The 24,577-nt window shown below is 71.2% G+C and carries 22 protein-coding genes; 15 read left to right on the top strand and 7 right to left on the bottom strand.

Annotation, left to right across the window (positions count from 1 at the left end):
- Positions 1-297 precede the first annotated feature (297 nt).
- Positions 298-3,093, bottom strand: coding sequence for an immune inhibitor A domain-containing protein (locus HNR20_RS16155; RefSeq protein ID WP_184180734.1), 2,796 nt, complete (start codon positions 3,091-3,093; stop codon positions 298-300).
- Positions 3,094-3,317: 224 nt separating this feature from the next.
- Positions 3,318-5,282 (bottom strand): acetate--CoA ligase, encoded by a 1,965-nt coding sequence (gene acs / locus HNR20_RS16160; protein WP_184180736.1) that lies wholly within the window; start codon positions 5,280-5,282, stop codon positions 3,318-3,320.
- A 378-nt stretch (positions 5,283-5,660) separates the two neighbouring features.
- Here acs and HNR20_RS16165 point away from each other — a divergent pair, with 378 nt between their 5' ends.
- Complete coding sequence (locus HNR20_RS16165) at positions 5,661-6,407, top strand: Fic family protein (RefSeq protein ID WP_184180738.1); 747 nt, start codon at positions 5,661-5,663, stop codon at positions 6,405-6,407.
- A gap of 9 nt (positions 6,408-6,416) precedes the next feature.
- Here HNR20_RS16165 and HNR20_RS16170 read toward each other — a convergent pair whose 3' ends face one another.
- Both HNR20_RS16170 and HNR20_RS16175 read right to left on the bottom strand, forming a co-directional pair.
- Positions 6,417-7,220: an HAD family hydrolase gene (locus tag HNR20_RS16170; RefSeq protein ID WP_184180740.1), complete on the bottom strand. Its 804-nt coding sequence runs from the start codon at positions 7,218-7,220 to the stop codon at positions 6,417-6,419.
- Between the two features lie 342 nt (positions 7,221-7,562).
- A complete protein-coding gene (locus HNR20_RS16175) occupies positions 7,563-8,756 on the bottom strand; it encodes a hypothetical protein (RefSeq protein ID WP_184180742.1) in 1,194 nt (397 codons plus the stop codon).
- Between the two features lie 217 nt (positions 8,757-8,973).
- Between HNR20_RS16175 and HNR20_RS16180 the strand changes: the two genes are divergently transcribed.
- The 9 genes from HNR20_RS16180 to HNR20_RS16220 all read left to right on the top strand — a co-directional run bounded on the left by HNR20_RS16180 (position 8,974) and on the right by HNR20_RS16220 (position 16,052).
- Positions 8,974-9,525 carry an RNA polymerase sigma factor gene (locus tag HNR20_RS16180; RefSeq protein ID WP_229687016.1) on the top strand — a complete coding sequence of 184 codons (552 nt, stop codon included), beginning with the start codon at positions 8,974-8,976 and terminating at the stop codon, positions 9,523-9,525.
- Positions 9,525-10,535 (top strand): CU044_5270 family protein, encoded by a 1,011-nt coding sequence (locus HNR20_RS16185; protein ID WP_184180744.1) that lies wholly within the window; start codon positions 9,525-9,527, stop codon positions 10,533-10,535. Before HNR20_RS16180 ends, HNR20_RS16185 begins: the two co-directional genes overlap by 1 nt.
- Positions 10,536-10,755: 220 nt before the next feature.
- A complete protein-coding gene (gene ssd / locus HNR20_RS16190) occupies positions 10,756-11,859 on the top strand; it encodes a septum site-determining protein Ssd (RefSeq protein ID WP_184180746.1) in 1,104 nt (367 codons plus the stop codon).
- Positions 11,856-13,067: a TadA family conjugal transfer-associated ATPase gene (locus HNR20_RS16195; RefSeq protein ID WP_184180748.1), complete on the top strand. Its 1,212-nt coding sequence runs from the start codon at positions 11,856-11,858 to the stop codon at positions 13,065-13,067. Before ssd ends, HNR20_RS16195 begins: the two co-directional genes overlap by 4 nt.
- Positions 13,064-14,314: a hypothetical protein gene (locus tag HNR20_RS32700; protein WP_308425398.1), complete on the top strand. Its 1,251-nt coding sequence runs from the start codon at positions 13,064-13,066 to the stop codon at positions 14,312-14,314. Before HNR20_RS16195 ends, HNR20_RS32700 begins: the two co-directional genes overlap by 4 nt.
- The gene (locus tag HNR20_RS16205; protein WP_184180750.1) at positions 14,311-14,952 is read left to right on the top strand and encodes a type II secretion system F family protein; all 642 of its coding nucleotides are present in this window, start codon (positions 14,311-14,313) and stop codon (positions 14,950-14,952) included. Before HNR20_RS32700 ends, HNR20_RS16205 begins: the two co-directional genes overlap by 4 nt.
- Positions 14,953-14,974: 22 nt before the next feature.
- A complete protein-coding gene (locus HNR20_RS16210; protein ID WP_184180752.1) occupies positions 14,975-15,142 on the top strand; it encodes a DUF4244 domain-containing protein in 168 nt (55 codons plus the stop codon).
- Positions 15,143-15,189: 47 nt separating this feature from the next.
- The gene (locus HNR20_RS16215; protein ID WP_184188527.1) at positions 15,190-15,585 is read left to right on the top strand and encodes a TadE family type IV pilus minor pilin; all 396 of its coding nucleotides are present in this window, start codon (positions 15,190-15,192) and stop codon (positions 15,583-15,585) included.
- Positions 15,585-16,052 carry an Rv3654c family TadE-like protein gene (locus HNR20_RS16220; protein ID WP_184180754.1) on the top strand — a complete coding sequence of 156 codons (468 nt, stop codon included), beginning with the start codon at positions 15,585-15,587 and terminating at the stop codon, positions 16,050-16,052. The genes HNR20_RS16215 and HNR20_RS16220 overlap by 1 nt, the downstream gene beginning before the upstream one ends.
- A gap of 102 nt (positions 16,053-16,154) precedes the next feature.
- Here HNR20_RS16220 and HNR20_RS16225 read toward each other — a convergent pair whose 3' ends face one another.
- The 3 genes from HNR20_RS16225 to HNR20_RS16235 all read right to left on the bottom strand — a co-directional run bounded on the left by HNR20_RS16225 (position 16,155) and on the right by HNR20_RS16235 (position 19,510).
- Positions 16,155-16,733, bottom strand: a complete 579-nt coding sequence (locus HNR20_RS16225; RefSeq protein ID WP_184180756.1) for an LURP-one-related family protein — start codon at positions 16,731-16,733, stop codon at positions 16,155-16,157.
- Positions 16,734-16,833: 100 nt separating this feature from the next.
- Positions 16,834-17,037: a hypothetical protein gene (locus HNR20_RS16230; protein ID WP_184180758.1), complete on the bottom strand. Its 204-nt coding sequence runs from the start codon at positions 17,035-17,037 to the stop codon at positions 16,834-16,836.
- A gap of 100 nt (positions 17,038-17,137) precedes the next feature.
- Positions 17,138-19,510: a DNA 3'-5' helicase SftH gene (locus HNR20_RS16235; protein WP_229687052.1), complete on the bottom strand. Its 2,373-nt coding sequence runs from the start codon at positions 19,508-19,510 to the stop codon at positions 17,138-17,140.
- A 187-nt stretch (positions 19,511-19,697) separates the two neighbouring features.
- On the opposite strand from HNR20_RS16235, the gene HNR20_RS16240 reads away from it, so the two are divergent.
- The 5 genes from HNR20_RS16240 (at position 19,698) to HNR20_RS16260 (ending at position 24,538) form a co-directional block, all read left to right on the top strand.
- On the top strand, positions 19,698-20,054 hold the full coding sequence (locus tag HNR20_RS16240) for an STAS domain-containing protein (protein ID WP_088986718.1): 357 nt from the start codon (positions 19,698-19,700) through the stop codon (positions 20,052-20,054).
- The gene (locus HNR20_RS16245) at positions 20,051-20,488 is read left to right on the top strand and encodes an ATP-binding protein (protein ID WP_039905274.1); all 438 of its coding nucleotides are present in this window, start codon (positions 20,051-20,053) and stop codon (positions 20,486-20,488) included. The genes HNR20_RS16240 and HNR20_RS16245 overlap by 4 nt, the downstream gene beginning before the upstream one ends.
- Positions 20,489-20,805: 317 nt before the next feature.
- Positions 20,806-23,163, top strand: coding sequence for a sodium-translocating pyrophosphatase (locus HNR20_RS16250; protein WP_184180760.1), 2,358 nt, complete (start codon positions 20,806-20,808; stop codon positions 23,161-23,163).
- A 101-nt stretch (positions 23,164-23,264) separates the two neighbouring features.
- A complete protein-coding gene (locus HNR20_RS16255) occupies positions 23,265-23,807 on the top strand; it encodes a hypothetical protein (RefSeq protein WP_184180762.1) in 543 nt (180 codons plus the stop codon).
- Complete coding sequence (locus tag HNR20_RS16260) at positions 23,798-24,538, top strand: hypothetical protein (protein ID WP_184180764.1); 741 nt, start codon at positions 23,798-23,800, stop codon at positions 24,536-24,538. Before HNR20_RS16255 ends, HNR20_RS16260 begins: the two co-directional genes overlap by 10 nt.
- Positions 24,539-24,577: the final 39 nt, after the last annotated feature.

Consider the following 24,577-nt stretch of genomic DNA (forward strand, 5'->3'; position numbering starts at 1 on the left):
ACGGGGGTACAGGCCGGTGGGATATCGATCCCACTAGTGGGACCAAAGGTGAACATAGACACTGCTGCGACGGGTGGGAAGATGCCCGCGTCGATTTGTTGCAAGATTTTGTTGGCAATGCTTTTCACCGTCACACACCCGGGCTTCATCAGCCACGCTGACCAGCGGAGACCGGACGACACCGTATACAACGACTATTATCGATCAATTTGGTCGGCGTACGACAGTGGGGCCGGTGGCGTCTTCGCCACCGGCCCCACCGACCCCGCTGTTATCGGTTAATGCTCAGCCGAACTGTCACTTTTTCGACGGGGTGACGAAGATCGTGGCGGACGAGTTGTCCCGCGCGGCCTTCTTGATGGTGAGCGAGACGCCGTAGTTGACGCCCTGGTCACCGGGGTTGCCGGTGCCCAGCACGATCGCGCCACCGCTCAGCGTCACGCCGTAGAACTCCGGCGCGGGGCTGCCGTCCGGGTGGGTGACCCGGGTGGTGTACGGCGCGTTGTTCCGCGACGGCAGCACCACCGACGCGTCGTTGTCCCGGGCGTAGGGAGCGCCGTCGCGCATCTCGATGCCCGGGTACCAGCCCTTGGCGTCGGTGAACGCCTTCACCGGCGGCTGCGCCTTGAACTTCGTGCAGTATGCGCTGTACGGCTCGCCGGCCGCCTCCAGGCACTCCGTGAAGGGGTACGTCTTCTGCAGCGTGAAGGCCGCGTTCGCCGACTGCGGGCGGCTGGGCAGGTTGTCCGTCACCGACGGGTCCTTCGTAGCCGCCACGCCCGTGCGCCGGAGCGGGTCGAAGTGCGAGTCGACGATGAGCAGCCCGCCCTTCGCGCCGTAGCTGGGCAGTGCGGTCATCTGCCCGGTGACGTGGTTGACGTCGCCGAGCGCGGTGTCCCGGTACCAGACCAGCATGCCCGGCGCGTTGTACGAGATCCGGTCGACCTTCCACGCCTCGTGCGAGTAGATCGTGTCGTAGGCGTACTGCAGGCCCTTGTCGAAGCCGTCGAAGTTGCGCCACTCGGCCAGGTAGTACTGGGCGTGGACCTCGGTGCCGCTGGAGACCTTCCAGCCCGCGCCGGTGGTGTCGACGAAGGTGCCGCCGGTGGCGGTCCAGCCGTTGTCGCCGCCCTCGACGTCGTCACTCCACGTGGTGGCACCGCCGCCGGTGACCGAGAAGTCGTCGACGAACCAGTTGCGCTCTTCGAACGCCTCGTCGGTGGCCAGGCGCAGCCGCACCTGAACGGTCGTGCCCGCGTACGCCGACAGGTCGACGTAGTCGTGCCGCCAGCCGTCGGTGCTGCCGGTCAGGCCGTACTTCTTGCCGCCGAAGTCGTTCATCCGGCCGTTCGGGTCGGCGTAGCCGTCCGGCGTGGTGACCACGATGCCGGCCTCGTCGTACACCTTCTGCTCGGTCCAGGACGTGCCGCCGTCCGTCGAGAGCTCGACGAAGCCGTAGTCCCAGTCCTCCTCGATGATGTAGTTGTTCCACATCCAGAACTTCGAGTCCGCTGCCGCCGGTACGTCGACCGAGCGACTCAGCTTGACGTCAGCCCACTCCTGGTCGTTGCTGCTGTGCCACATCTTCGTGCCGCTGTGCGGGGTGGCCAGCGTCGTCACCTTGTCCGGCAGGTCGACCTTGATGCCGTCCTCGGAGTCGATCGGCGTCCGCGACGTCTGGCCGAGCTTCACCTCGCGGGGGTTCGACCCGGGGCGGATGGTCAGCGGGTCGGCCCAGCCGAGCACCCACTTGTCCCAGATGCCCATGTGCGTCGGCAGCGCCTGGAAGATCTCACCGGAGTGCGAGCCCGACGCCATCAGGTCCCAGAAGTCCACGTCGGAGTCGGCGTTGCCGGACGTGTCGTAGAGGTCCGGCAGGCCCAGGTCGTGACCGAACTCGTGGGCGAAGACACCGACACCGGCGTCCTCCGGCTGCACGATGTAGTTCGACACCTTGAGGTTGGTGCCCGGGATGCTGTAGCCACCGGCGACGGTGGAGGAGTGCGCCCACACGGCGTACACGCCCTCGGCGCCACCGCCACGGGACTTGCCCTGCCCGGCGTGCACCAGCACGAGGTGGTCGATCACGCCGTCGGGCTCGAAGACGTTGCCGTCACCGTCCCGGTCGGCCTGGTCCTCGATGTCGTAGTCCGCCCACGGGAAGCTCGGGTCCTTCGCGGCGAGCGCGTCGATCGCGTCGGTCGCGAGCCGGCCCGCGCCGGCTGGGTTGTCCGGGTGACCGTTCATCGACTGCTCACGGCCGGGCACCCAGGCGCCGGTCTCGTCCTGGAAGCAGCGGTTGGCCGCGTACCAGCCCTCCGAGTGCGGCACGGTGATCCACGGGCTGGCCTGCCCGGCCACCGTGTACGCGTTCTTCGACATCTCCAGGTACATGTTGTGCATGGTGCGCCCGGACAGGTCGATGCCCTTCTTGTTGTCCGGGCCCTTCAGGTCCTTGCGGACGCGCTCGGTGATGCCCTGCTTGCTGTAGAGCATCTTGTTGTAGTGCGTCGGCGAGAAGTCCGGCACCCACATCGAGTTGTTGTCCTCGTACCCGAGGGTCGCGGGGTTCGGGATGTTGTTGTGCTTCGGGCCGTTCTGCACGGTGCCGGGGACGCAGGTCCGGTCCTCGAACACCGTCTTGGGGACCATCACCCCGGTGAAGTCGTCGTTCGCCTTGTCGTTGAACTCCACCAGCAGCGTGAGCAGCTTCGCCGTCTGGGTGGTCGGCGCCTTCTTGAACTGGCGGGGGTTCTTGCCCGTCTTCAGCGACTTGGCTTCGTCCTTGGCCAGCTGGCGCGCGGTGACCGGGTTGCCCCGGGCGTGCTTCTGGTCGAACTCACGTGCGGATTCCGCGGCAGGGGTGTAGACACCGCCCTTGCCCTTGACCTCACGGCCGGTGGTGTCCGGCTGCACCTCGGGCTCGGCGTAGTTGATGTAGTGCTCATCGGCGCCGATCACCGCCCGGGGGGTGCCGGACGACGACTGGGCGGCCGCGCTGCCACTCACGGTCAGTGACGTGGCCGCGAGGGCGATGACGGGTAGCGCGACGAGTAGTCGTCGGCGCGACCCCGGATGGGAGGATCTGTTCATGCCACTCCGTTCTCGGGCAGAGGACGTCGGCCGGCTCCGGGCGCGGTGAGGCGCATCGACACCGCCCGACGCGCGTGAAACTAAATGAGAATCAACGCGCACGGCGGGATCGTGATCGATGCGTTATCCGTTCGGTCCGAGCGCTGCGGGGCGTACCTCCACACAAGACAACGGTGGGTGACGGTCCGTCCGGACCGCCACCCACCGCCGGGGTACGTCTGCCGTCAGTCCTCGTCGGACTTCGCGCCGGTCATCCCGGAGGAGATCAGGTCCATCACCGACGAGTCCTGCAAGGTGGTCACGTCACCCAGTGACCGGTTCTCCGCCACGTCCCGCAGGAGCCGGCGCATGATCTTGCCGGAGCGGGTCTTCGGCAGCTCCGGCACCAGCATGATCTGCCGCGGCTTGGCGATCGGGCCGAGCGTCTTCGACACGTGGTTGCGCAGGTCGGCGATGAGCTGCTCGCCCGCATCGCCGGTGATGTCCGTGCTGCCCCGCGGGATGGCGAACGCGACGATCGCCTGACCGGTGGTCGGGTCGGTGGCGCCCACCACCGCCGCCTCGGCGACCGACGGGTGCGACACCAACGCCGACTCCACCTCGGTCGTCGAGATGTTGTGCCCCGACACCAGCATCACGTCGTCCACCCGACCGAGCAGCCAGATGTGCCCGTCGTCGTCCTTCTTCGCCCCGTCACCAGCGAAGTACATGCCCTCGAACCGAGACCAGTACGTGTCGATGAACCGCTCGTCGTCACCCCAGATGGTGCGCAGCATCGACGGCCACGGCTCCCGCAGCACCAGGTAGCCGCCACCACCGTTCGGCACCGACTGGCCCTGGTCGTCCACCACGTCAGCCACGATGCCCGGCAGCGGGGTCATCGCCGAACCCGGCTTGGCCGCGGTCACACCCGGCAACGGGGAGATCATGATGGCGCCCGTCTCGGTCTGCCACCAGGTGTCCACGACGGGCAGTGCCCCGCCACCGATGTGCTCCCTGTACCACATCCAGGCCTCGGGGTTGATCGGCTCACCGACGCTGCCGAGCAGCCGCAGCGACGAGAGGTCGTGGCCGGCCGGGATGTCCTCGCCCCACTTCATCATCGTGCGGATCAACGTCGGCGCGGTGTAGAGGATGCTCACCCGGTACTTCTCGACGATGTCCCAGAAGCGGCCCTTGTGTGGGGTGTCCGGAGTGCCCTCGTACATCACCTGGGTGACGCCGTTGGAGAGCGGGCCGTACACGATGTAGGAGTGCCCGGTGACCCAGCCGATGTCGGCGGTGCACCAGTAGACGTCCGTCTCCGGCTTGAGGTCGAAGACCGCGTTCGCGGTGTACGACGCCTGCGTGAGGTAGCCGCCCGTGGTGTGCAGGATGCCCTTCGGCCGGGCCGTGGTGCCGCTGGTGTAGAGGATGAACAGCGGGTGCTCGGCGTCGAACGGCTGCGCGGTGTGCTCGGCCGACGCGGTCTCGACCGTCTCGTGCCACCAGAGGTCCTTCTCCGACCACGCCACCTCCTCGCCGGTGCGGCGCACCACCAGCACGTGGTCCACCGACGGGCAGTTCGCCACCGCCTCGTCGACGGTCGGCTTCAACGCCGACGGCTTGCCCCGCCGGTAACCACCATCGGCCGTGATCACCACCTTGGCGCTGGCGTCCTGGATCCGGTTGCTCAGCGAGTCGGCCGAGAAGCCGCCGAAGACCACGCTGTGCGCGGCGCCGATCCGGGCGCACGCCAACATGGCCACGGCCGCCTCGGGGATCATCGGCAGGTAGATGGCCACCCGGTCGCCGGCGGTCACACCCAGGTCGGTGAGCGCGTTCGCCGCCCGGCACGTCAACTCGTGCAGATCCGCGTACGTGATGGTGCGGGTGTCGCCTGGCTCGCCCTCCCAGTGAATCGCCACCTTGTCGCCGCGGCCCGCCTCGACGTGCCGGTCCAGGCAGTTGTACGCCACGTTGAGCTGCCCGCCGACGAACCACTTGGCGAACGGTGGGTTCGACCAGTCGAGCACCTCGTCCCACTTCTTCGACCAGGCCAGACGGTCGGCCTGCTTCGCCCAGAAGGCGAGCCGGTCGCCCTCGGCCTCGGCGTACGCGTCGATGGTGACGTTGGCGTGCGCGGCGAGTTCGGCCGGCGGCGGGAACTGGCGCGTCTCACTCAGCAGATTGGCCAATGCCTCGCTCATGCCGTGACTCCTCGTCCTCGGGGTGACCTGCGTCTCGATGGCACGAGGGTAGTCGCGGGGCCCTCGACCGGCGACGGCTGCCCACTCCGTCGCGCCGAGCGGCCCCCGCTACGCGCCCGACGGCCGTCGCAGCCCGCACCAGCCCCCGCGCTTCCCGGGCGCGCCTGCCTCGCGGGTCTGCGTCGCGGGTCTGCGTCGCGCTTGATCGACACCAGGTCGGCGATGTCGCGGTATCGAGGCGGGTGGGACACCCCCACTTCGGCGACCTGGTGTTGACCTTGCCCTGATCGCCGGCTGGTGCAGCCGCGGTCGGTGGCGGGGGCCGCGATGCGGGCGGGTGCGGCCCGGTCGGCCTAGACGGGTCGCTAGCGTGGCGGGGTGACCACCGACCCGCTCGCACCCCTGCTCGCGCTCGCCGACATCGCCGCCACCGTCGAGCGTGCCCGCGAGCGGTTCGACCAGGCACTCGGGCACCGGGCGCTGCGCCGGCACGGCGGACAGGTCGCGGCCGAGGTCAGCCTCCGGTCAGCGGTGGCCAGCGCCGCCCTCGAGGGGGCCGTGCACGAACGCGAGGCGGTCCGTGCCGGCACGGTCACCGATCCGGTGCTCCAGGGGGCGCTGCGGGTCGCTGGGGCGCTGCCCGGCCTGAGTGAACTCTGGCCGAAGGCCCCCCGGCAGGCGCTCGCGAAACTGCACGTGCTCGCCGCCCGGGACATGGTGTCCGAAGCCGAGCTGGGCCGTCCGGTAGTCGACCCCGTGGTCGCCACCCGCCTGGACGGGCTGGCCGGGCTGGTCGCCGGTGGCACGAAGGTCTCCCCACTGGTGCTCGCCGCCGTCGTACACGGGGAGTTGTTGAACCTGCGCCCGTTCGCCGGGCCGTCCGGCGTGGTGGCCCGTGGGGCGGCCCGGCTGGTGCTGCTCGCCAGCGGCCTCGACCCGCGGGGCCTGCTCGCCGTCGACGTCGGCCACCGTGAGCGGGAGCCCGAGTACGTCGGCTCGGCCGGCGCCTTCGCCACCGGCACCCCGGACGGGCTGCGCTCCTGGCTACGCCACTACATGGCCGCCGTCGAGGTGGGCGCCGACCAACTCACCGCCATCGGCGACGAGATCCTCGCCGCCGCCTGACCGCTCAGGTCACGCGCTGGCGGCGGCGCGGGTACGACGGTGCCGGCCGTACCACGCGATGCCGATGGCCACACCCACCCCGACCCCCAGGGCGGCCGCAGCCACCGGGACGGCGGGCCGCTCCCGCAGGCGGCGGCCCAGCGGGATCGGGTGCCGGAACTCCAGCACCGGCCACGCGTTCTCCGAGGCCAGTTTGCGCAGCTGCCGGTCCGGGTTGACCACGCTGGGATGGCCGACGCACTCCAGAAGCGGGCGATCGCTGTACGAGTCGGAGTAGGCGTACGAGTCGGCCAGGTCGTAGCCCCGGGCGGCAGCCAACTCGCCGACCGCCTCGACCTTGCTCGGACCGGCCGCGTAGAACTCGACCTCGCCGCTGTACCGGCCGTCCTGCACCGCCATCCGGGTGGCGATCACGTCGGTTACCCCGAGCAGCTCGCCGATCGGCCGGACCATCTCCTCGCCGGACGCCGAGACCAGCACCACGTCCCGCCCGGCCGCCTGGTGCTCCTCGATCAGGGCGGCGGCTTCGGCGTACACGTAGGGGTTGATCAGCTCGTGCAGTGTCTCCGCGACGATCTGGCGGACCTGCTCCACCTGCCAGCCCTTGCAGAGCGCAGCCAGGTAGTCCCGTGTTCGGGCCATGGTCTGCTCGTCGGTGCCGCCCAGCCGGAACATCAGCTGCGCGTACGCCGACTTGACCACGTCACGCCGGGTGATCAGCCCGTCCCGGTAGAACGGCCGACCAAACGCCAGGGCGCTCGACTTGGCGATGACGGTCTTGTCTAGATCGAAGAAAGCGGCACTTCGGCCCACGGCGCGAAAGTCTAGCCGGATGGTCTATCGTCGGCGGGTGCCCGGGGTCAGGCCACCCCTCGGACCTGCGGGCTGGCACCACCAACTCCGCTCCGCGTGATCGTGATCACACTCTGCGAGGAGATTTTCGCAGTGAGTGGAGTCGGCACCACTCGACGTGACGGGCCCGCTCAGGCAGACTTATCCGTACGACGAGCCTTCACATCCTCGAAACAGACAGACTCTCAGCGGTTGCACCCCCCGTGACCGCTGAGTGGTTCGGCTCGACCCCCCCGGAGCCGAACCTCCGACGACCCCCGTCTCCCCCCGACGGGGGTCGTCCCTTTCCGCTGGCAGCGCAGGTCACGCCGCTTCTGATCCACCGCCAAGGCGACTCTTGAGCTTCTTTCCCAGATCCCAGGACGGATCCTGCATCTTCTCGACAAGGCAGGTGAGGCCGAAGGCGAGGGGCCAAGAGGCCGCGTGCCGGTATGTGGGTGGAAGAAGGTCGAGTGGATTCACCGCCGACCAGTCGAGAACTGGAGGCAGCCGTACGGCCGCCACGTCGCCCACAAAAGAACGCTCATCAGGTCGAATGGGTTTCCGCAGGATTTGATCTGCCGACTTGTTCAGCAGTGCGAGCCCGCAGAACTCCGGCATTGCCCCTCGGCTTATCCACCTGCCGTAGCCGATCACCTCGGCTTCGCCTTCGAAGTCTTCCTGCTCGAGGTGGCACTCCTCGCGGAGTTCCCTGAGCGCCCCGTTGAGGATCGTTCGTTGAAAACTGCCGGCCCCGCCGCCAGCCAGGTCACAAGGCTCCAGGGCGCCCGAGCCCGACGGGGCGACCAGGCCAGGGCTGCCGGCGACGTCGAGAGTCTGAGAGGCCAGCAGCAACTTGCCCTCGGTGGTGAACGCCAAGACGGACACGCCGACCACGTTCGCAAGTCTGCTGAGCGCAAGCTGTCGAAGGTGCCCTCGGCTATCGAAGATCAAACTGCGACCACGAAGCAGTGGCTCCTGACGGCCAACCTCACCGACGTCGTAGGGGGACAGCAGGTTGGTCGAGACAAAGTGGTAGTAACGAACCGGGCGAAATATTGCAGGCATGTTCGGCGTAGTGGGAATATCCGCGTCCAGCCCCAGCGTCAAGCCATCAAATATCACCGAACGGCGCATGCGATGAGACAGGAACAACAATGAGAACTGCTCGATATGAGGGTGGACGGTGAACGGCTCCTGGTTCACTTCCGCCTCGACCGGATGATTTTGGAGGAAGTCCGTTTCCGCAGCCATCCGGATGCCTACGTCTCGAGGGGTGCGGACGACCTGACCGGACTTCTCGTATCGTGACAACAGGTCACGGTAATCATCCGCCTCCCGCCGCTGGAAGCGGATCTTCCGGGATCGACGCACGTTCGAGAGTATCTCCATGCTGGATACAACGATGCCGGCGAGCGCGGCGACGACGCTGAGCGCAGTGGGCGGATCACTGAACGCAGTCGCCGCCCCAAGCGCGGTCAGGCAGACGCCCATGGCTGTGACCTGGTAACGGCGCATGCGCCTCCGGCCGATGTAGAGCCTCGCCGTCAACCGCCTCAGTGCGCTCCGCAAGAGTGCTCCCACCCCCAACGCCTTTCACAGCCCCAGGCGTGCCCGAGCGGCACAGCTAGATGGTCGGCGGTGATGTCAAGCAGTGGGAAAGCTGTCAGGGGTAATCATCGGCCCCAGCGCGACACAAGCCAGGGTGAGAGTCGCCGAGGCTATGGGGGTTCGGGTGGGTCCACCGGGAAAGCGGGACGAGGGCTGGTTCACCAGCCTCTACGCCGCCGAGTACGCGCACATCGTGAGGTACGGCCTGCGCCGACTCGCTGACGGCGATGCCTCAGCGGAGCTGGCTCAGGAGGTCTTCGTCGTGGCCTGGCGTCGGCGCGGCGAGGTGCCGGACCGCAGTCTGCCCTGGCTGTACGGGGTGGCCCGGCGCCTGTTGGCGAATCAGTGGCGGTCGCGCCGTGGCACTCCCGATTTGCTGCCGATCACCGAGGTCGACCTGGCGCGGATGGCTGGCTCGTCCGGTGCCGACGTGACCGTCGGGGTCGCTGACGTCCGGGCCGCACTCGCCGTCCTCAGCGAATTCGATCAGGAGATCCTCCGGCTGGTCGGCTGGGAGGAGTTGACGGTGTCCGAGGCGGCCAAGGTTCTTGGCTGCACCCGGGCGGCTGCGGCGGTGCGCCTGCACCGCGCCCGCCGCCGGCTCGCCGAAGCGATGTCGGACCGTCCCATTCACGCCCGGCGCCCGGTGTTGGTGACCACTCGGAAGGATCTGTGATGTTCGGAGCAGAACGCACCCGTAATCTCCTCGGCCCGGTCGACCCGGCCCGGTCCGTCTCCGTCGCGCCGCCGCCGGTCTCGGCACGCGAACTGATCGACCGTGCCGGCGGCACCGAAATGGTCGCCGGGCGCCGTCGCGTACGCCCGTCGCGTCGCCTGGTCCTGACGGCCGGGACGTTGGCGGTCGCGGCCGGCGCCGTGGCGGTCCTCCAGCCTTTCGACGGGCCGGCACCGGACGCACCGGGCGGGCCCGGCAACTCGGCGGGACTGGTCCTCGTGCCGGTCGCCTACCAGTTCGACGCGGACCCGCCGGAGGCTGGCCCGCAGCTTCGCGCCCTGGCCGACAAGATCAAGGACGCGGAGTACGACCACCGCGGCGGGCGCTACATGTATCACCACACGAAGCTGTGGGGCGACCCGGTGATGACCTCGGCCGACGGCCGTCACCACGTCGCCTTCGCTAGCGAGTCGAAGCTCTGGCAGGCCGCCGACGGGACCGGTAACCAGATCAGGACCCAACTGGAGCCGCAGTACCCCGACCAGGAGTCTCGGGACTACTGGCAGCGCGAGAGCATTGGGCGACCAGCAGCCACCGGCACTCCCGCACCGGCCGTCACTCCGCTGTCGCCCGAGGAGCTCAGGCCGCTGTCGGCCGACCCGTCGGAGCTGCGGGAGCGGCTGAAGGTCGAGTACGGCGCGGGGGCGGCGAGCAAGTGGGTCGGCACGCTCTACGGGCAGTACGTCGTGCCGCGTGCGACCCGAGCTGCGGTCCTGCGGGTCCTCGCCGACGTGCCCGGCTTCCGCTGGCGGGGACAGGTCACGGACCGTGCCGGCCGCAATGGAGTCGCCGTCACCTTCGACGACCGCGAACACGACCAGCAATCTCTTCTGATCTTCGATCCGAAGACGGGCGAATTGCTCGCCCATGAGCTGTTGACGCTGTCGCCCGTGCGGATCAGCTCGTACGAGGTGATCCTCGATGTCGCCTGGACAAATCAGCCCGGCTGACCATCGACGTGCGGGGCCGTTCCTTTCGGGAGCGGCCCCGCTGTTCTTCCCGCAGCTGCGCTAGCTGTGAAGTTGCCCGCGCCCGTAGCAGATCAACTGCCTTCGCGGGCGTTATCCACAGCCCACCAAGTTGTCCACAGGCGGCGACATCGGGGCGGTCTGCGGGGCGGTTTCCGAGCAGGGTCGGCGGCACACCAGAGCCCGACCGCTGGAGGCCGCGATGCCATCCCGTACCTCGGTTCCGCCGATCCGCCGGCTTCCGCTGGTCGTCACCGGCGACGACGATCTGCTCGACGATGTGCTCCGGCTCGCCGCTGCCGGCGGCACCGAGGTGGAGCTCGCCGCCGACCCAGCGGCCGCCCGTACCCGCTGGCAACCCGCGCCGCTGGTGTTGCTCGGCGCCGACCAGGCGCAGTCGTGCCTGCGTGCCCGGATGCCGCGGCGGCCCCGGCTGGTGCTGGTCGGCCGAGCCGGTCAGTTCGACCCCGGCTGGCAGATCGCCGAGCTGATCGGGGCTGAGCATGTCGCCATGCTGCCCGCCGCGGAGCCGTGGTTGGTGGATCGGTTCGCCGAGCACGGACCGGACCGTTTGGACGGCGTCGGCGCCCGGGTCGTCGCGGTGTTCGGTGGTCGGGGCGGTGCAGGCGCGAGTGTGCTCGCCGGGGGTCTTGCCGTGACCGCCGCCCGGGCCCGGTTGCGCACTCTGCTGGTCGACGCCGACCCGCTCGGTGGGGGCCTCGACCTCGTGCTGGGCTGGGAGCAGTTGGAAGGCTTGCGTTGGCCGTCGCTCACCGGTGCCGACGGGCGGGTGGACGCACCTGCGCTGGTGCAGGCCCTGCCCAGCCGGGGTGACCTGGTGGTCCTCTCCTGGGACCGTGGCGAGATGCTGGCGCTGCCGGCGGCGGCGATGGCGGCGACGGTGGACGCCGCCCGGCGCGGGCGGGACTTCGTGGTGGTCGACCTGCCCCGCCAGTTGGACGACGCGGCCGTGGTGGCGTTGCAGGCTAGCGACCAGGCGTTCGTCGTCGTCCCCGCCGAGTTGCGTGCCACTGCTGCGGCCGCTCGGGTGGTGGCCGCAGCCGCCCCGCACTGCGCTGCGCTCTCGGTTGTGGTGCGCGGCCCCGCTCCGGGCCGGCTGCGCGCCACCGAGGTGGCACGGGCGCTCGGGCTTCCCCTGGCCGGCACGCTACGCCCCGAGCCGGGGCTCTGCCGTGGGCTCGAACGCGGCGAGGCGCCGGCCGCCGCGGGCAAGGGTCCATTGGCGGCCCTCTGCCAACGGATCGTCACCGACCTGACCGGCGTGCCCGTGACGGGTGTGGCATGACCGGCCGTCCTGAGGACGGCACCCTCGCCGCCCGGGTGCGGCAGCGGATCGCCGCCGCCACGACCCCGGTGACACCGGCGGCGATCGTGTCCGCGGTACGGGCCGAGCCAACCGCCGTGGTGCTCGGTGACACCGCCGTTCTGCGGATCGCCGACCGGGTGCACGACGATCTCGTCGGCGCCGGGCCGCTGGCCCCGCTGCTCGCCGATCCGGAGGTCACCGACGTCCTCGTCAACGGGACCCGGGTTTGGGTCGACCGTGGTTCGGGGCTGCAGCAGGTCGCGGTCCCGGTTGGCTCGATGGAGGACGTGCGCCGGTTGGCGCAGCGACTGATCGCCAGCGCCGGCCGGCGGCTCGACGACGGTTCCCCGTACGCGGACGCCCGGCTCCCCGACGGCACCCGGCTGCACGCTGTGCTGCCGCCGGTGGCGACCGAGGGTCCCTACCTGTCCCTGCGGACCTTCCGGCACCGGCCGTTCACGCTCGACGAGTTGGTGCGTCACGGGACCGTGCCGCGGCCGGTGGCACCGCTGCTCTCCGCGGTCGTCGCTGCCCGACTGGCCTATCTGGTGACGGGGGGCACGGGGTCGGGCAAGACGACCCTCCTCAACACGCTGCTGGGGATGGTGCCGGCCACGGAGCGGATCGTGCTGGTGGAGGACGCCGCCGAGTTGCGCCCGGGGCACCCGCACGTGGTGGGGCTCCAGGCGCGTACCGCCAATGTGGAGGGCTCCGGCGTCGTCAACCTCGGTGACCTGGTCCGGCAGGCGTTGCGGATGCGCCCGGACCGGCTGGTGGTCGGGGAGTGCCGGGGCGGTGAGGTGGTCGACCTGCTGGCCGCGCTCAACACCGGCCACGACGGGGGCGCTGGCACGCTGCACGCCAACACCCCGTCCGACGTGCCGGCCCGGCTGGAGGCGTTGGGCATGCTGGGTGGGCTGCCCCGCGCCGCGCTGCACGCCCAGGTGGCTGCCGCGTTGCAGGTGCTGTTCCAGGTGCGACGTGGCGACCGGGGACGCGTCCTGGAGTCGGTCTGCCTGCTGCTGCCCGAAGGGCCCGAACGGCTGGTGACCGTGGTGCCCGCCTGGGTACGCGGCAGCGGGCTCGGGCTGGCCGCCCGTGCACTCGGGGCGTTGCTACGGCAGCGTGGGGTGGCGGTGCCGCCGATCCTCAGCGAGCCGTGGCCCGGATCGGCAGGCCCGGCATGACCGGCGGAACGATGCTGGTGGCGGCGCTGCTCCTGACCGCTGCCGCCCTGGTGGCGTGGCCCGTGCAGAGCATCCGGGCCCGCCGACGCCGGGTGCTGACGACGGGACGCGGGGGTGGCGGCGCCGATCCCGATGACGCCCTGGTGGAGTGGATCCGGGAACTCGGCCGCACGCCGGACGGACCGACCGACGGGCCCGGCGACCTGCCGGCCCCGGGGCACCCGGCCGGCGTCGCGTACCAGCCGCGAACCAGTGCGGGTTCGATCGGGAGTCGGACCGCGCTCGGTTGGCCCAGCCGGGACGTCACCGGCAGTCCGAGCTGGCTCGGGGTGGCGGGCGGGTCGGTGGGGTCGACCCGTCCGGCAGGCCCGAAGCGCCCGCCGGACCGTCGGGATTCCCGGCGCCCGGCCGGCACCGCCAGGCCGGAGGCCACGACCGTGGACGCAGGGCCGCATGGTGGCGGCTCCGTGGCCGTGATCGCGATCGACGGTAGCGATGTCGAGGTGGACCGTCCGGACGACACGACCGGCGTGGCAACGGCTGAGGGGCGCGGGGACGTCGTCCGCGGTGACGACCGGTTCGTCGGCGCAGTCGACCTGACGGCCGCCGGGCCGAGCGCGGGTTCGTCGGGACGGGTCTCGCGGTCGACGAGGCGTGTGCTGCCGCTGGTCGGTGTGCTGGGAGGCGGAATCGGTGCCGTGGTCGGTGGCCCGGTGGCTGCGGTCGCGGTAGGCGGGTACGGCGCACTGGCCGTACGGGCTGTGCTGCGCTGGCGACTGAACCGGACCGCCGAACGAAACCGCCGACGTGGGCTGGACGAGCTGTGTGGCCTCGCGGCGGATCTCCGGGCCGGCCTACCCGTTCAGCACGCGCTCGAGGCCGCCGCCGTCGGGCGGGACGGGTCGGACCGGCTGCGCCGCCTGACCTCGGCCGCGGTGCGACTGGCCGACCGGACCGGTGCGCCGCTGGCCGAACTCGTCGAGCGGATCGAGGCGGACGCTCGGGCGACCGACCGGGGTCAGGCCGCCGCGGCGGCCCAGGCGGCCGGCGCCCGGGCCACGGCCTGGTTGCTGGCGGCGCTGCCGGTCGGCGGGATCGGCCTCGGGTACGGGATTGGCGTCGACCCCGTGGCGGTGCTCCTGCACAGCACGGTCGGCGGAGCGTGTGCGGTTGTCGCGGTCGCCCTGCAGGTCGTGGGCCTTCTCTGGGCGGAACGGCTGGGTGCGACGCCGGGGCGGGCCGGATGATGTCGCGGGGTCCAGCGAGCCGGCGTAGCCCAGCCGGTCGGCGGCGGCCGGACGCGATCCGGCTCGCCGCGGCGCTGGGCGGGCTCGCTGTGGCCGTGGTCGTGGAGGGCTGGCTCGGGCTGCTCGGTGCGGTCCCGGCCGCGTTCCTGCTGGATGTCCTGCTGCGGCGGATCGAGCCGCCGGGCGTACGCAGACGGCGGCTTCAGGAGGCCGTCGACCTGCCACTCGCTGTCGACCTGTTGGCCGCCGCGATGCGGGCGGGCGCCCCGGTGGATCGCTCGGTGCTGGCCGTCGCCGAGGCGTTGGACGGGCCGCTCGCCGGCCGGCTGGTCCGGGTCGGTCGCACGCTGCTGCTCGGCGGTGGCCCGGCCGAGGCGTGGTCCGCGCTGGACGGGGTGCCCGGCGCGGAGCGCCTGACCGCAGCGGCGTTGCGCTCGGCCAACAGTGGTGCCGCCCTGGCCGGTGCACTGACCCGGCTCGCTGACGACCTGCGCGCCGACCGGGCCACCGCTGCCGAGGCGTCGGCCCGCCGGGCGGGCGTGCTCATCGTCCTGCCGCTGGGGCTCTGCTTCCTGCCGGCGTTCATTCTCGCCGGCCTGGTGCCGGTGATCGTCGCCGTCCTCGGCGATGTGCTCTGATCCATCGAGAAGGGAAACAGCCATGCGCAAACTCATCGCCCGCCTGCACGGCGACGCCGGAATGAACACGGCCGAGTACGCCGTCGGCACGCTCGCCGCAGTCGCCTTCGCCGGGATCCTGTTGAAGGTGCTGACCTCCGGCAACGTCCAGTCGGCGCTGACCGCCGTCATCGACCGGGCGCTGAAGTGATCGGGCGCCGGCGGGCCGGCTGCGATCCAAGGTCTGGGCCTCCTGGCCTGGCGGCTGGCAGCGGGCGGAGATTCCCCGCTGCCGCACGGGCCGCCGGCGGGGACCGAGGGTCGTTCACCGCCGAACTGGCGGCCGGCCTGCCGGCGCTGCTCCTGCTCCTACTGGCTGGGCTGACCGCGGTCAACGCCGTCAGCGCCCAGGCGAGCTGCCTGCACGCCGCCCGGGAAGCGGCGCTGGCCGCCGCCCGCGGCGCGGACGGCAGCGCGGGCGGCGGGCGTGCGGCCCCACCGGGAGCCGAGGTGGCGGTGTCCGTCGACGGCGACCGGGTTCAGGCGACGGTACGAGCGCCCGTCCGCACACTGGGCGGCCGGCTACCGCGGATCACCGTGGTCGCCACTGCCGTCGCCGCCGTGGAACCCGGCGCTGACGAGGGGAGTTGGTGATGCGACGACCTGACGTTCGCTCACTCCACCACAGCCACGGCGACGGCGACGGCCATGGCGACGGCGACGGCCACGGCGACGGCCACGGCCCGAACGCCGAGCGGCTGGATGGTGGCCCGCCGGACGCGGAGCGAGGTGGCGCGACCGTCCTGCTGCTGGCGACAGGCCTGGTCTTCGTGCTGGTGGGGACGTTCGGTGCCGCCGTCGCCGCAGCCGGGATGGCGGGTCAGCGGGCGGCGGTGGCAGCCGATCTCGGCGCGCTGGCCGGGGCCGCCCGGGCGCTCGACGGCGATGCGGTGGCTTGCGCGTCCGCTGCCGACCTTGCCGGCCGCAACGGTGGTCGGCTGGTCGGTTGTCGCCTCGATGGACTGGACCTGCTGGTGACCGTCGAAGTGGCGTTCAGGCCGCTCCCCGGCCTGACCCGCGTCGCCGCGTCGACGGCCCGCGCCGGCCCGGTACGCGGCTGAGCCGACGACTGTCGGTGGGTTCTACCGACGGCCTGCCGGCCGGGACCACGGCGAGAGGGCCCTGTCCCGGCCGGCGGCCGACGAGTGGGTGCGCCGGGGTTTTCAGCGGGCCTGGAGCGCGTCGAGAGCGACGGCCATCGCGATGACCAGGCGGCGGTCGATCTGCGGGTGCTGCACCTCGACGATGTACTTGTCGCGCAGGCCCCACTTCTTGACCACGGTGAAGACCGGCTGGCCGCCAGCGGTGAAGTCGAAGTGGTACGGCAGCCAGGACAGCGAGTCGACGAACCGGCGCAGCAGAGCCACCGGCAGGCTGCGCTCCTGGCCCGTCACCTGCGGCAGGCCGTTCTGCTCGACGTGCCAGGTCGACCGGAGCAGCGACTGGGCGAAGTCCTTGCGGAACAGGCCGATCGGGCTACCGGCCGCGTCGGTCACGTCGTACGTGGCGCCGAGGTCGAGGCGCTGGCGGGCCTTGAAGCCGAGCAGCGGCTGCTGCTTGGAGTCGTCCGTGTAGATCGTCACCTGCTCCTTGAACGCGAGCCGCTTCTGCTGCGCGAACGCGAGCAGCTCACCCTCCGTGCCGTCGGGGGAGACGGCCCGGACCTCGTACTGGTTGACCATCATGCGCAGTCGCTGGCGGACGTGGAACTGGTGCTGGCTCTGCAAATTGTCGAGCTGCATCTGAACTCCTCAGGGGGTTGGTCCGCCGGAGTCTCGCACAACCGGGCACTCGGTGCCGGCTCGCTTCCGCTCGCCACGATCACGTTCCCCCTGCCAGAGGTCAGCGGCCCTCGACCGTCGCGCGGAGCGCCCACCCGTTGAGGACCTGGTGAATGCCGCGTAGTTGCTCGTTGATCTGCTCCAGACGTTCCGCCTGGGCCAGGGCGGCCAGCGCGGACCCAAGCGCGATCTGCTGGTCGAGGGTGAGTCGATCCTGGTCGATGGTGTAGAGCAGGTCGACGGTCTCGGCAATGGTGTCGGCCACGGCTTCTCCTCGGGCACGGAGGGGCGATCAGCAATAAAGGCATCGATGGAAGCGCTCCCATATCATTGTGCCCCGTGCCGTGCCAATTCATGCAACCCGCTCACTCGGGCAGGTTCGCCAACACCACGTCGAGCACCCGGATCGCGTCCGGTTTGGAGAGCGGGTTGTTGCCGTTGCCGCACTTCGGCGACTGCACGCAGGACGGGCAGCCGGTCTCGCAGCCACACTCGGCGATCGCGTCCCGGGTGGCACGCAGCCACGCCGACGCCGTCCCGTACGCCCGCTCGGCGAACCCGGCGCCACCCGGGTGCCCGTCGTAGACGAAGACGGTCGGCGCTTCGGTGTCCGGGTGAACCGCGGTGGAGAGCCCGCCGATGTCCCACCGGTCGCAGGTGGCCATCAGCGGCAGCAGGCCGATCGCCGCGTGTTCGGCAGCGTGCAGCGCACCCGGTACGTCCGCCGACTGGACCCCGGCGACAGTCAGTGACTGCGGCGAGAGGGTGAACCAGACCGCCACCGTCCGCAGCTCCCGGGTGGGCAGGTCGAGCGGCCGGGTGTCGATCACCTCGCCGGTGGCGATCCGCCGCCGCTGGTACGACACCACCTGACTGGTCACGTCCACCTCGCCGAGGAACATGCCGACCGGTCCGGCGTCCACGTAGGAACGCACCGACACCACCGACAGGTCGGTGACGTCGCGGGCGTGGGTGGACCAGTCCGGCTCCTCGGCGTGCACCAGCGCACAGCCGTCGGCGAGGTCGAGATCGTCGACCACGTACGAGACTCCCTGGTGCAGGTAGACCGCGCCGGGATGGAGCAGGAAGTGCGACGAGCCGCCGTCGACCGTGCCGAGCAGCCGGCCCGTGGCCGATTCCACGACGGCGACCGGGGCGCCGCCCTCTCCGCGCAGGTCCACCTTGGGCCGCTCCCGGTGCCGCCAGTACCAGCCGGTGGGCCGCTGCCGCAGCGCCCCGGCCGCCACCAGCTCGTCGACCGCCTCCTTCGCCCCGTCGCCGAAGAGCGCTAGGTCGGCCGGCGTGAGCGGCGCCTCGACGGCGGCGCAGGCGAGCTGCGGTGCCAGCACGTACGGGTTGGCCGGGTCGAGCACCGTCGCCTCGACCGGCGCACCGAAGATCGCCTCCGGGTGGTGCACCAGGTAGGTGTCCAGTGGGTCGTCCCGGGCCACCAGCACAGCGAGGGCCTCCTGCCCGGAACGCCCGGCGCGGCCCGCCTGCTGCCACAGTGACGCCCGGGTGCCCGGATAACCGCAGATCAGCACCGCGTCCAGCCCGACCAGGTCCACGCCCAGCTCCAGTGCGTTGGTGGACGCCAGGCCGAGCAGGTCGCCGTGCAGCAGCGCCCGTTCCAGCTCGCGCCGCTCCTCGCGCAGGTAGCCGCCCCGATAGGCGGCCACCCGGTCGCCGAGCCCTGGCACCGCGTCGTCCAGCGACCGGCGCGCGTTGGCCGCCACGACCTCGGCGCCCTTGCGGGAGCGGACGAACGCGAGCGTGCGTACCCCCTCAGCGACCGTGTCGGCGAGCAGGTCCGCGGTCTCGCGCAGCGCCGACCGACGGACCTGGTGGAGGTCGTCGTGGTCGCCCGTGGCCTGCGGGGGCACCGGGGTGGAGGAGCCCGAGTCGGGGGGCAACAGCGGCGGCTCCCAGAGCGCGAAGGTCACCCCGCCGCGCGGTGACGCGTCCTCGGTGACCGCCGTCACCGGCAGGCCGGTCAGCCGCCCGGCCGCGGTCGCCGGGTCACCGGAGGTCGCCGAGGCGAGCACCAACACCGGGGTCGCCCCGAACCGGGCGCACTGCCGGCGGAGCCGACGCAGCACGTGCGCCACGTGCGAGCCGAACACGCCCCGGTAGGTGTGGCACTCGTCGATCACCACGTACGCGAGGCGGCGCAGGAAACCGGACCACTGGGCGTGCCCGGGCAGGATGCCGTGGTGCAGCATGTCGGGGTTGGTCAGCACGAACCGGGAGTGTCGGCGGATCCACTCCCGCTCGGCACGCGGAGTGTCCCCGTCGTAGCAGGCTGGTCGTACCCCCTCCAGCTCCAGCGCGGCGACGGCTCGCAGCTGGTCGGCGGCGAGCGCTTTGGTCGGCGCCAGGTAGAGCACGGTGGCCCGGGGGTCGGCGAGCAGGGTGGCCAGGGCCGGGAGCTGGTACGCCAGGGACTTGCCCGACGCGGTGCCGGTGGCGACCACCACGTGCCTGCCCTCGTACGCCAGGTTGGCCGCCTCGGCCTGGTGCTGCCACGGCGCGACGACCCCGCGTTGGGCGAACGCCACGCGCAGCTCCGCCGGCGCCCACGACGGCCACGGCGCAGGCACCCCGGCACGGGCCGGCACCCGCTCGACGTGGGTGACCGGGTCGCCGGCGCCCCGGGCGCGCAGCCGGCGCAGCAGGTCCGTCGGCGATGGTCCGGGGCCGGGACCAGCGGATACGGTGGCCGCGGACGACGACTCCAGGCCGGTGCGCGGCGTGCGCTGCGGCGAGCTGAAGTCGTTGGAGGTCACGCCCTGCACTCTCGCACTGGTGTTCGGAGATGAAAAGTCGGGCCGGAGGGTAAGGGGAAGCTCCGCTGGCGTCCGCAGGCCGCACCGGCGGTAGTGGTTAGATGCCCACGAGAGTTTACGGCTCTGGCGAGGAGGACCGATGGAGCTGTCGCTGGCGACCCGCACCGTGGGCGAGCACACGGTGCTCGAGGTCGGTGGTGAGGTGGACGTCTACACCGCGCCCCGGCTCCGCGAACGACTCCTCGAGTTGATCGATGGTGGAGCCCGTCACGTGGTGGTCGACCTCGGTCGGGTGGACTTCCTCGACTCCACCGGGTTGGGCGTGCTGGTCGGCGCGCTCAAGCGGCTCCGCTCGGCCGGCGGTTCGTTCGCCCTGGTCTGCGACAAGGAGCCACTGCTCAAGATCTTCCGGATCACCGCACTGGACCAGGTGTTCCCGCTGCACCCGACGGTCGACGCGGCGATCAGCGCCGACCCGGCGGGCGCCGGCGCGTGATGGCGACCGTCAGGCTCTCGTTCTCGCCCGCGCCGGTGCACGTTCGCACCGCACGACTGGTCGGCGTCGCCGTCGCCCGGCGTGCCGGGGTCCGGGAGGACCTGCTGGACGAGGTGCGCCTGGCCATCGGTGAGGCGTGCACCCGGGCCGTGGCCCTGCACCGGCAGTACGGCCTGGCCGACCCCGTGCTGGTGGAGATGTCCGACGGCGGCTCGTACGCGGTGCGGGTGGTGGACCGGGCGCCGATCGAGGCTGGCATCGGTCTGACCGCGCTGCCGCCAGACGAGCTGGCCAACGAGTCGCTCACCGATGAGGCGCTGACCACCGGCGTCGGGTTCGCGCTGCTCGCCGGCTTCGTCGAGGACCTGCAGGTGCGTCCGGTCGACGAGGGCATCGGCACCGAGGTGCGGATGGTGTGGCCGGTCGGCCGCTGACCCGAACCGCTTCGTAGGCCGCATCCCCAGTGGGGGTGCGGCCTCGTTTTCATGGATCGGGCCCTATATCAGATTTCGTTTCATAACACAGCGACGAAGATCATCGCGACACGGTGGCACCTGCGTGTGACCTCCGACACTGCGGAGGGCTACAGTACCCGGGTTGTCAGCAAGTGATCCATCCCGCAGCCAGCGGGTATGGGTGTTCATCGCTGGTCCGCTGGGGTGGGTTGGCGCGCGCTTGCGAGTCCGCATCCAGGCGTCGGTCGGTGCGTCTCCACTCACCGGCGCGAGTGTTCGGTAACAGGAGGACACAGATGTCCGAGACCTTGGCCGCCGACGGCGGCGGGCTTTCCCTTACCGGAAGCAATGTCACCTACGTCGTCATCGCCGCGGTTGTCGCGCTGGTGGCGCTCGGTTTCGCTGCCGCCCTCACCAAGACGGTGCTGGCCGCCGGCAAGGGCACCATCAAAATGCAGGAGATCTCGGGGGCGGTCCAGGAGGGCGCCTCGGCCTACCTGCTCCGCCAATTCCGTACCCTGGCGATCTTCGTCGTCATCGCCGTGGTCCTGCTCTTCCTGCTGCCGGTGCACGACACCGATGGCAGCGAGACCGCGGTGAAGATCGGTCGCTCCCTCTTCTTCGTGCTGGGCGCCCTGTTCAGCGCGTTCATCGGCGGTGCCGGCATGTGGCTGGCCACCCGCGCCAACCTGCGCGTGGCCGCCGCCGCGAGAGAGCGGGAAGGTGGCCGCGAAACGGCCATGAAGATCGCGTTCCGGACCGGTGGAGTCGTCGGCTTCCTCACCGTCGGTCTCGGCCTCTTCGGCGCGGCGCTGGTCGTCCTGGTCTACCGGGGTGACGCGCCGACAGTGCTGGAGGGCTTCGGCTTCGGTGCCGCGCTGCTCGCCATGTTCATGCGGGTCGGCGGCGGCATCTTCACCAAGGCCGCCGACGTCGGCGCCGACCTGGTCGGCAAGGTCGAGCAGGGCATCCCCGAGGACGACCCGCGCAACGCCGCCACCATCGCCGACAACGTGGGCGACAACGTCGGTGACTGCGCCGGCATGGCCGCCGACCTGTTCGAGTCGTACGCGGTGACGCTGGTCGCCGCGCTGATCCTCGGCCGCGCCGCGTTCGGCGAGGAGGGCCTGGTCTTCCCGCTGATCATCTCCACCATCGGCGTGCTGATCGCGATCGTCGGCGTCTTCATCACCCGGCTGCGCGCGTCCGACCGTAGTGGCCTGACCGCGATCAACCGGGCGTTCTACCTCTCGGCTGTGCTCTCCGCGGTGCTGGTGGCGATCGCCGCCTACGCGTACCTGCCGGCGACCTTCGGCGAGTTCGCCGGCGGCCTCACCGACGCCTCCGGCAACCCGCGGCTGGTGGCCATCGGCGCGGTGGTGATCGGCATCGTGCTGGCCGCCGCGATCCAGGCGCTGACCGGCTACTTCACCGAAACCAACCGGCGACCGGTGCAGGACATCGGCAAGAGCTCGCAGACCGGCGCGGCAACCGTGATCCTGGCCGGCATCAGCATCGGCCTGGAGTCGGCGGTCTACTCGGCGCTGCTGATCGGCGCCGGTGTCTTCGGGGCGTTCCTCCTCGGCGGCAGCTCGATCACGCTGTCGCTGTTCGCGGTGGCGCTGGCCGGCACCGGTCTGCTGACCACGGTCGGCGTGATCGTCGCGATGGACACCTTCGGGCCGATCTCCGACAACGCCCAGGGCATCGCCGAGATGTCCGGCGACATCGACGAGCACGGCGCTCGTACGCTCACCGAGCTGGACGCGGTGGGTAACACCACCAAGGCGATCACCAAGGGCATCGCGATCGCCACGGCGGTGCTCGCCGCGACCGCGCTGTTCGGCTCGTACACCGACACGCTCACCACCGCGTACGCGGACGCTGGCGTGGGCGACGTCGGGACGGAGATCCTCAACGCGCTGAACGTGGCGAACCCGCGCAACCTGGTCGGCCTGATCATCGGTGCCGCGGTGGTCTTCCTCTTCTCCGGGCTCGCCATCAACGCGGTGTCCCGCTCGGCGGGTGCCGTGGTGATGGAGGTCCGCCGGCAGTTCCGTGAGCTGCCCGGCATCATGGACGGCACCCAGCGCCCGGAGTACGGCAAGGTCGTCGACATCTGCACCCGGGACGCGCAGCGTGAGCTGATGACCCCCGGCCTGCTCGCCATCCTGGCGCCGATCGCGGTCGGTTTCGGCCTCGGGCCCGGCGCACTCGCGGCGTACCTGGCCGGTGCGATCGGTGCCGGCACCCTGATGGCGGTCTTCCTGTCCAACTCCGGTGGGGCCTGGGACAACGCCAAGAAGATGGTCGAGGACGGCGCGTACGGCGGCAAGGGCTCCGAGGCGCACGCCGCCACGGTCATCGGCGACACCGTCGGTGACCCGTTCAAGGACACCGCCGGCCCGGCGATCAACCCGCTGATCAAGGTGATGAACCTGGTCTCGCTGCTGATCGCGCCCGCCGTGGTGGCCTGGAGCGTCGGCGACGACCGCAACGTCGGCCTGCGGGTCGGCATCGCGCTGGTCGCGACGCTGATCATCGTGGCGTCGGTGGTGTTCAGCAAGCGCAAGGGCATCGCGATGGACTCCGACGCCGATGGCAACACCGGCGCGGGCAGCACCGATCACCGGCCGGAGACGGTCAACGCCTGACCCGGCACCGGCACAGGTCCCCGGTCGACGTCCGCGTCGACCGGGGACCCCGGCCGTCCGGCCCGGTGCCACACCTGCCCAAAGGCCGTACGCTGCAACGCATGCGTACGTGCCGGGCGTCTGCCGCCGGAAAGCTCACGGTGGTCCTGGCCACGGTTGTCGTCGTCCTTGCCGGCTGCGGTGGAGGCCCCAGCCCACGGGCCTGGGCGGCCTCGGTCTGCGGGGCGCTCACCCCGTGGCGCTCCGAGATCAGCAAGTTGACCAGCAGCACGGACGAACAGATGACCGCGCAGACCACGCCGGCACAGGCCAAGGAGAACCTGGTGCGGCTCTTCGGTGGGGCCGAGCAGGCCAGCGAGGCCGCACGCCGCAAGGTGGAGCAGGCCGGCGTCCCGGAGACCGACAACGGCGAGGCCATCTCCGCCGGTTTCCGCAGCTCACTGGGGAAGATGCGGGACGCCTACGGCCGGGCCCGCGACACCATCGACGGCTTGGGCATCGGCGAGCCGACCGTCTTCTACGACGGTGTGCGGGCCGCGGTGGAGACCCTCAACACGGAGTACGACGCGAGCGCGCTGGACACCAGCAAGCTCAACTCCGAGGAGTTGAAACAGGCCTTCGACGAGGTGCCGGAGTGTCGCTGAGCGGGCTCGGCGATTCCCCGGTGGCACAGCCACCGGCGCTGTTTCCCGCCCCCGAGCCCGGCGAGCCGACACCAGGCACGTCGGCGTCCGGCGCCTCGCGCCGCCGTGGTGGGTCGGCCCATCCCGGCCCGGCGCAGACCGAGGACGCGGGCCGGCAGCTTGTCTTCTTCGGCGCGGAGGCGGCCGAACCGACGGTCGCCGACCTGGCCGGGCTGCTCGCCGGGCCGGGCGAGGTGGTACGCATGGGCGGCACCGCCCGCCTCTCGGTGCAGGTGGACGCCGCCTGGCGGGTGCACGTGCTCGTCGCCGAACTGGCGTCGCGTGGGCTGGCGGCGAGCTGGGAGCCGACCGAGGGCGAGCGACACGCCGTGCGCACGTCGTACACGCGGGTCTTGAAGCCGCTCGCGGCGGCCTGGCTGCACGGTCCGGCGAAGCGCCCGCCGGCCACCTTTCACCTGACCGGCCGGCGGCTGCGGCTGTGGCTCGCCGCCGCCGGGACGCCGGAGCCACCCGGCGGCTTCCTGTTGCGGCTCGGCGCGGACGACGCGGAGTGCTGGGAGCGGATCGGAGTCGCGCTCGCGGCGGCCGGGCTCGCTGGCACGCTGGTCAGCCCAGGTGAGGGTGGCCCGGCGTTCCGGATCACCGGCCGCCGACGGCTGGGCCGGCTCGCCGAACTGGTCGGCGGGGCACCTCCCGCAGCACCCGCCGACGGCTGGCCGACTCGACCCTGAACCGGTCATTTCGCCCAGGTTGCCGACCCTGCCGGGGCG

Source organism: Micromonospora parathelypteridis (assembly GCF_014201145.1).
GTDB lineage: Bacteria > Actinomycetota > Actinomycetes > Mycobacteriales > Micromonosporaceae > Micromonospora > Micromonospora parathelypteridis.